Origin of the sequence: Microbacterium sp., assembly GCF_011620715.1 — a bacterium.
Classification (GTDB): domain Bacteria; phylum Actinomycetota; class Actinomycetes; order Actinomycetales; family Microbacteriaceae; genus Microbacterium.
In genome coordinates this window covers 1-7,074 of the sequence record NZ_WOYP01000058.1, presented here as the reverse complement: position 1 = coordinate 7,074, position 7,074 = coordinate 1, and the positions used below count along the sequence as shown (strand labels likewise).

Annotated in this window: 8 protein-coding genes; 4 read left to right on the top strand and 4 right to left on the bottom strand. The window is 69.8% G+C overall.

Going from position 1 to position 7,074, the window contains the following annotated elements; translation table 11 throughout:
• Both QZV84_RS05540 and QZV84_RS05535 read right to left on the bottom strand, forming a co-directional pair.
• The coding region (locus tag QZV84_RS05540) for a hypothetical protein (RefSeq protein WP_292826553.1) at window positions 1-1,341 on the bottom strand (1,341 nt) is incomplete at its 3' end.
• A complete protein-coding gene (locus tag QZV84_RS05535; RefSeq protein ID WP_292826551.1) occupies window positions 1,338-1,625 on the bottom strand; it encodes a hypothetical protein in 288 nt (95 codons plus the stop codon). The genes QZV84_RS05535 and QZV84_RS05540, both read right to left, overlap by 4 nt.
• A 114-nt stretch (window positions 1,626-1,739) precedes the next feature.
• Between QZV84_RS05535 and QZV84_RS05530 the strand changes: the two genes are divergently transcribed.
• Both QZV84_RS05530 and purB read left to right on the top strand, forming a co-directional pair.
• Window positions 1,740-2,291, top strand: coding sequence for a low molecular weight protein-tyrosine-phosphatase (locus QZV84_RS05530; protein ID WP_292826548.1), 552 nt, complete (start codon window positions 1,740-1,742; stop codon window positions 2,289-2,291).
• Between the two features lie 61 nt (window positions 2,292-2,352).
• Entirely contained in the window at window positions 2,353-3,732 is a 1,380-nt protein-coding gene (purB, locus tag QZV84_RS05525) for an adenylosuccinate lyase (protein WP_292826546.1), read from the top strand.
• Between the two features lie 26 nt (window positions 3,733-3,758).
• On the opposite strand, the gene QZV84_RS05520 is transcribed toward purB, so the two are convergent.
• Window positions 3,759-4,094, bottom strand: a complete 336-nt coding sequence (locus QZV84_RS05520; RefSeq protein ID WP_292826543.1) for an amino acid transporter — start codon at window positions 4,092-4,094, stop codon at window positions 3,759-3,761.
• Window positions 4,091-4,804: an acyl-CoA synthetase gene (locus tag QZV84_RS05515; RefSeq protein ID WP_292826540.1), complete on the bottom strand. Its 714-nt coding sequence runs from the start codon at window positions 4,802-4,804 to the stop codon at window positions 4,091-4,093. The genes QZV84_RS05520 and QZV84_RS05515 overlap by 4 nt, the downstream gene beginning before the upstream one ends.
• Window positions 4,805-4,977: 173 nt before the next feature.
• Here QZV84_RS05515 and budA point away from each other — a divergent pair, with 173 nt between their 5' ends.
• A complete protein-coding gene (budA, locus tag QZV84_RS05510; RefSeq protein ID WP_292826537.1) occupies window positions 4,978-5,709 on the top strand; it encodes an acetolactate decarboxylase in 732 nt (243 codons plus the stop codon).
• A 211-nt stretch (window positions 5,710-5,920) separates the two neighbouring features.
• Window positions 5,921-7,074: MFS transporter (locus tag QZV84_RS05505; protein ID WP_292826534.1), on the top strand; the 1,154-nt coding region annotated here is incomplete at its 3' end.

The following is a 7,074-nucleotide window of genomic DNA, read 5'->3' as shown; positions in this document are numbered from 1 at the left end:
CGGTGCCGGTGCCGGTGCCGGTGCCGGTTGCAGGATGCCCGCGCGCTCGGCCGAGTACTCCGTGACCTCGACGGATTCCGCGGCCCCCAGCCCGTCGAAGAGTTCACGCACCGCCCCCATGCGCGCATCCGTCGAGGCATCCAGGAGCCGCGCCGTCTCGGTGTAGGCGTCGATGCCGTGCGCGGGCAGCCCGTAGTCGTGAACACCGGGAACGGGGTCGGCGGTGCGCTCGGCGACGAAGCTGCCGGGAGCACCGACGGCGCCGGCGTGGCCGCCCGCAGCGAGCGCTGCCACGGGGTCGTCGGCGTGCCGCAGCGAGATGCTCATAGTGCCCTCGCCGACATCGGCCTCGACGGGTGAGCCCAATGACACGAGTGTCTGCGTGTCATAGCCCCCCTCCAGCGCCAGGTGCGCGGTGATCATCGCGCCCTGCGAGTGCCCGAACGCGTGCACGACGTCACCCGGCTCCGCCCCCGCGCGCGTGAGCGCGGCGAGCGTCGCGTCGTACGAGGCCGAGCGTTCGCCGGTGTACAGCGCGATATTCGATTCCATGTCGAACGGCTCGGTGCTGTTCGGCGCGACGGTCTGCGTGCCGGCGACGTAGACAGCGAACTGCCTCGTGCCGTCGGGCATCGTGTAGCGCTCGACGCGGATGCGGGCGTCGCCGCCTCCGGGAATCCTCGCTGCGGCATCCGCGAGCGATGCCGGCGCCGCTGTCGGTCCGTGCCCGGCCACCGGTGTCACCACCACGGCGTTCGGCGCTCCGCTCAGGCGCGCGCTCGATGGCACGGTGCCCGCACCGACCGCGCCGATGGCCCGCTGCACCGCCCAGGCGAGCGGAATCGCGAGCGAGTGCAGTCCGGGCGCGAGCCACCAGACAGCTCCCGGAGCCTGCAGCGCCAGCCCGTTCGGCCAGCTGAGCCAATGGCCGAACACTCCGAGCGTCGCACGGTCGTCCGCCGCGGGGTCCTCGCGCGTGATCACCGCCAGCTGAGCATCGATGCGCGCCAGCGCAGCCGCGTCGCCCGCCGCAGCCGCAGCCGCGCGCTCTGCGCGCAGTTCGACGATCTCGTACACCGCGGCCGAGCCCCGCAGGGCCTCGGCGGTCTCGTTCGCCGCCTCGGTCGCCGAGACGATGCGCCGGCGCACAGCGTCGATCGTGAGCCACGCTCCGAACGCCGCCGGCGACGCGTCGAGCAGCCGGTGCGCGGCGGATCCGACGAATCCGGCGATGTCGTCGAGTTCGGCGGCGAGTCCGGTGAACCCCGCGGCCGCCACGCGGAGGGTCGCGGTGTCGACGGCGACCGCCCCGCCGCCGCGGATGTCGAGGTCATCGCTCACCAGCTCCACCACCCGGCGCCCGCTTCGAGACCGCCCTGCACGCGTCGGAGGTGATCGCGAGCGTCGTCGACGTCACCGCCGAGGGTCACGATGTCCCGGCGCAGCGCCTGTGCCTTCGCGTGGAACATGAGCGCGGCATCGGTGCGCCAATCGGTCTGCGCGGCCAGTCCACCGGCGCGCACGGCGGCATCCGAGAGACGGCTCTCGGCATCGCCGAGCTGCCGCTGGATGGACGCGAGGATTTCGAGAGACCGCACCGTGTCGGGGTCGCCGGGTGTCGACATCCGCCCACTCTCCGCCGGGTCGTGCGACCTCGGATGCCGGGCGCGCGCACCTGGGGAGCGGCTCGAGACGACGTGTGTTGTGCAGGAGGCGGTCGACAGTCGCAGAATGTACCCATGACTGCCAGCGGGGTGGAGCCGTTCCACGTCGTGTTCGTGTGCACCGGCAACATCTGCCGCTCGCCGATGGCGGATGTCGTCTTCCGCTGGTTCGCGGATGCCGCGGGCCTAGGCGACAGGGTCTCGTCGACGAGCGCGGGCACCGGCGACTGGCATGTCGGCGAACGCGCCGACCAGCGCACGATCGATGCGCTGGACCGGCGCGGGTACGACGGCACACGTCACCGCGCGCGTCAGTTCACGCACGCGGACTTCGCGCACAACGACCTGGTCGTCGCCCTGGACCGCAGTCACGAGCGAATCCTGCGCGGGTGGGCGCGGACGCAGGCGGACGCCGACAAGATCGCCCTGCTCATGGCATTCGAGCAGGGGGCCCGCACCCTCGACGTGCCCGATCCGTACTACGCCGGTCAGGGGATGTTCGACGAGGTGCTGGTCATGATCGAGAGCGGCAGCCGCGCCCTGTTCCGCCAGCTGGAGCCGGCGATCCGCCCCGCTCTCCCGCGAGACGGATCGCCGGACCGAGAACGAGAGTTCGACGCCCCTTGACCGCTGACCACTCGGCGAACGCCCCGGTGGCGCGTGCGGTGCGCGGATAGAATCGAATCTTGTGACCTCTCTTCCCGCGCAGCCGCTCAGCCCGCTCGACGGGCGGTATTTCGCCGCGGTCGGCGCGCTGGCCGACTATCTTTCCGAGGCGGGCCTGAACCGGGCCCGCGTCGAGGTCGAGGTGGAGTGGCTCATCGCGCTCACCGAACGCTCGCTGTTCGGCTCGTCGCCGCTGCCGGATGCCGAGAGAGAGGGCCTGCGCGCGCTGTATCGCGACTTCGGCCAGGCCGAGATCGACTGGCTCGCCGAGAAGGAAGCGGTCACGCGCCACGACGTGAAGGCCGTGGAGTACCTCGTGCGCGATCGCCTTGCCGCCCTCGGGCTCGACGCGATCGCCGAGCTCACGCACTTCGCGTGCACGAGCGAGGACATCAACTCCGCCTCGTATGCGCTGACCGTCCAGCGCGCGGTGACGGCAGTGTGGCTGCCGAAGCTGCGTGCCGTGATCGCGACCCTGCGCGAGACCGCCCAGACGCATCGCGGCGCGGCGATGCTCGCCCGCACCCACGGTCAGCCGGCGACCCCCACCACGATGGGCAAGGAGCTCGCCGTGTTCGTCTGGCGCCTCGAGCGCGTCGCAGCCCAGATCGACGCGTCCGAGTATCTCGCCAAGTTCTCGGGCGCGACCGGCACCTGGTCGGCGCACCTGGCGGCCGAACCCGACGTCGACTGGCCCGCGCTGTCGCGCTCGTTCATCGAGGGTCTGGGCATCGGTTTCAACGTGCTGACCACCCAGATCGAATCGCACGATTGGCAGGTCGAGCTGTATGACCGGGTGCGTCATGCCGGCGGCATCCTGCACAATCTCGCGACGGACATCTGGACCTACATCTCCCTGGGGTACTTCGCGCAGATCCCTGTCGCGGGTGCGACCGGCTCGTCGACGATGCCGCACAAGATCAACCCGATCCGCTTCGAGAACGCCGAGGCCAACCTCGAGATCTCGGGCGGACTGCTGGCGACCCTCGCCTCGACCCTGGTGACCTCGCGACTGCAGCGCGACCTCACCGACTCCACGACGCAGCGGAACATCGGCGTCGCGCTCGGGCACTCGCTGCTGGCCTTGGACAACCTGCAGCGCGGGCTCGGCGAGATCTCGCTGGCTCAGCCGGTGCTGGATGCCGACCTCGACGCGAATTGGGAGGTGCTGGCCGAGGCGATCCAGACCGTCGTTCGGGCCGAGATCGCGGCCGGGCGCTCGCAGATCACCGACCCCTATGCGCTGCTGAAGGACCTCACGCGCGGGCGCCGGGTCGGCGGCGCGCAGCTCGCGGAGTTCGTCGAGGGCCTCGACATCGGCGACGCCGCGAAGCAGCGCCTGCTCGCGCTCACGCCCGCGACCTACACCGGGCTGGCGTCGCGGCTGGTCGACGAGCTGTAGCCAGTGATCGACGGGGGGCTCGCCACTCAGTCTTTCGGATCGCCGGATGCCGCGGCATCCGGATCGGCGCCGGCGGCCTTCTCGTCGGGAAGGAGCACCGGCCGGTCGATCTGCTTCTTGATCTGCGCGGGGTCGACGGCGAGCAGCATGAGTGCGACCATCACCAGCACCACGATGAACGTGATGCCGGCCACGATCAGCGCGAGCTGGAGGGCCGCCGGCGCCTGCTCGGGGCTGCGCTGCTGAAAGAAGCCCATCGAGACGAGCGTGACGATGCCGGCGAACAGCGCTGCGCCGAACGCGAGTCCGAGCAGTTGAACGGGCTTCATCAGGTCGCGGCGGGTGGGCTTGTCGTCGGTCATGCCGTGCCCCTCTCGTTGTTGGCGGATTCGCGGGCGTCCGCGTCGGCGGACTCTGCAGCGGCAGCGCCCGAGGGCTCGGTCGCGACGGCTGCCGGCCTGCGCGGGGAGAGTCCGGCGATCGCGAGGTACACGGCGACGATCGCGGCGTACCCGCCGAAGATCCCCACACCGATGATGATCCCGGTGAGCGTGAACGTCGCATTCGCGTCGTCGATCGTGTACTGCAGCGCATACTGCGTCGGCACGAACAGCAGGCCGAGACCGAGCACGATCGTGAGGATGCCGACCGTCAGGCCGTCGCGCGACTCGGAGCGGGCGGCATCCGACTTCGGCAGTCCGTGCGCGGCGCGCAGGCCGCGTGCACCGGTGATCGTCTCGACCAGGCCGGTCAGGAGCGCCCAGATGATCACTGTCACGAAGAAGCCGGTGACTGATCGGAAGAGGGCGACGCCGCTCGCGAGACCGGCGATCACGAACAGGGCGCCGAGCACGACCGTCGGCCAACGGGTGTCCACGGTGTAGACGAACCATCCCGCGGCCAGAAGCACGAGGCCGGTCGCCATCGCGTAGCCGCTGAAGATCGAGAGTCCGATCGCGGCGGAGTGGTCGGGCGAGAAGGTCACCATGATCGCCGCGATCGCCGCGAACGCGGCGCGCGCGAGCTGCACGTGCCGCACTTCGAAGCTGCGGGCGGCGGGGGCTTTTGTCACGGGATTTCCTGGCACGAATGATCCTGCAGATGCAGGAGGGGAGATGTCCCAGTCTATGGCGTCGGGTCGATGTCAATGCCCTGAGGATGCGGCCCTGCCGGTCGGCGTGCGGGTGTGACACCGCCTCGATGGGTTCGGCTCTGAGCACCGGCACCGCGGGATAGCCTCACAGTGTGACGACCCTGCCTTCCGCGGATGCCGCGGTGACCCAGTTCGCGGTGCTGGACGCCCTGCTCGCCGGAGCGTACGAGTCGGGCATCACCGTCGCCGCGGTCCGCGGGCTCGGCGACTTCGGCATCGGGTGCTGCGACCACCTGGGCGGTGAAGTGCTCATCCTCGACGGCGAGGTCTTCGAGTGCACGGTCGGCGAGGCGCCCGATCGGATGCAGGACGAGCAGATCCTGCCGTTCGTGGATGTGTGCCGGTTTCCCGTCGCCGCGGGGGCGGCCATCGCCGCGGCCGACCTCGCCGCGTTCACCGACCGTGTCGAGCGAGACCTCGTCAGCCGCAATCTGTTCCACGCCGTGCGGGTCGACGGCATCTTCACCTCGGTGCGGATCCGCATCACCCCCCGGCAGGAGCACCCCTTCCGCCCGCTCGCGGACGTCACGAGCGGACAGATCGAGACGGTGCTCAGCGATATTCCCGGGACGCTCGTCGGGTTCTGGGCACCCTCGATCTACCAGGGCATCACGGTCGCGGGACTGCACATGCACTTCCTGGCCGGCGACCGCAGCGTGGGAGGACACATCCTGGAGGTCGCGATCGGCGAGGCGGAGCTGAGGATCGCCGCGTACGCGCGCTTCGACCTGCGGCTGCCCGCCGACGAGCAGTTCCTGCGGACCGAGCTCACCCACGCAGAAGACCATCGCATCGTGACCGTCGAAGGCGGGCGACGCCGCTGAGTTTCGGGTTTGAGCCGCTCGATCTGAGGAGTCTCCATGAGGAACCGGCGTCAGGGCCCGTCGGCGAGACTACTGTCGGTGGAGACTGAGGCGACCGATCGCGCTTGCGCTGACAAAGTGTCGCCGACTCAAGGAGGTTCTCGCCGTGCGGTCCTCGAGCGCTCCTCCGGCGGGTATCTCGCCCTGGCGGATGATTGTCGGCCTCGGCACCGTGAGCCTCGCCATCGATATGGTCGCGGATGGCGCGATGTCCGTGAATGGCGCATTTCTCGCCCAGCTAGGGGCTTCGGCCCTGCTGGTCGGTCTGGTCACCGGCGGAGCCGATGCCGTGGCACTCCTTCTCAGACTGGTGAGTGGACCGTGGGCTGACAGGACCGGTCGGTACTGGACTTTCACCATCATCGGCTACGCGCTCACCGCGGTGAGCGTTCCGCTGCTCGCCGTCGCGCCGTTCGCCGGTGGTGCCGGTCTCGCCATTGCGAGCGTGCTGCTCATCCTGGAGCGAACCGGTAAAGCGATCAGGAGCCCGGCGAAGACCGTCTTGCTCGCCGATGCGGCAGGGGCCGTTGGGCACGGCAAGGGTTTCGGCGTGCATAAGGCGCTCGATCAGCTAGGCGCCTTCCTCGGCCCGCTGCTCGTCGCTGCGGTGGCTGCCGCGGTTGGAGTCTACTGGCCGGCGTTCCTCTGGCTTGTCATTCCTGGCGCGGCCGCGATGCTCATGCTGTTCTGGCTGCGCGCTCGGGTGCCCGATACCTCAGTGTTCCGACCGGAACCCGTGGAACCGGAGCCGGAGCCGGAGCCGGATTCGCCCGCCAAGGCTGCCCGGGTCGATACGCCTCGAGTCACCTTCGTGCTGTTCGCCTCCTTCGCCGCGCTGACCACGTTCGGCCTGATCGGGTTCGGCGTGATCACCTTTCATCTTGAGGATGCCGGTCTTGTGCCGTTGCCCGTTGTTCCGCTGGTTTACGCACTGGCCATGTTCGTCGCCGCATTCGCGGCACCGGCCACCGGGTGGTGCTACGACAGACTCGGTCCCCGCACGTTGCTCGTGGTGCCGGTACTGACCGCGTTCGTGCCGGCGTTGTGCCTGTCCGGCGAGCTGCCGCTCGTGCTGGTCGGGGTCTGCCTGTGGGGGGCGGCAACCGGGGTTCAGGACTCGACGGTCAAAGCATTCGTGGCAACTCTCGTTCCCCCGGCAGTCCGTGGGGCCGCCTACGGCAGATTCGCCGTGTTCCAGGGCACGGCCGCACTCGCCGGCGGCACAGTGGCCGGCGCACTCTACGGCAACGTCCCGCTGTTGAGTGCGCTCGTCGTCATCGCCCAGGCCGTCGCATTCGTCCTGCTCATCCTCGTGCTTCGGCGGCG

What these genes read in the sequence shown, in the direction of transcription:
- QZV84_RS05530 (WP_292826548.1), top strand. Translation starts at nt 1,740, where the DNA reads ATGACTGCCAGCGGGGTGGAGCCGTTCCACGTCGTGTTCGTGTGCACC.
- QZV84_RS05535 (WP_292826551.1), bottom strand. Translation starts at nt 1,625, where the DNA reads ATGTCGACACCCGGCGACCCCGACACGGTGCGGTCTCTCGAAATCCTC.
- QZV84_RS05520 (WP_292826543.1), bottom strand. Translation starts at nt 4,094, where the DNA reads ATGACCGACGACAAGCCCACCCGCCGCGACCTGATGAAGCCCGTTCAA.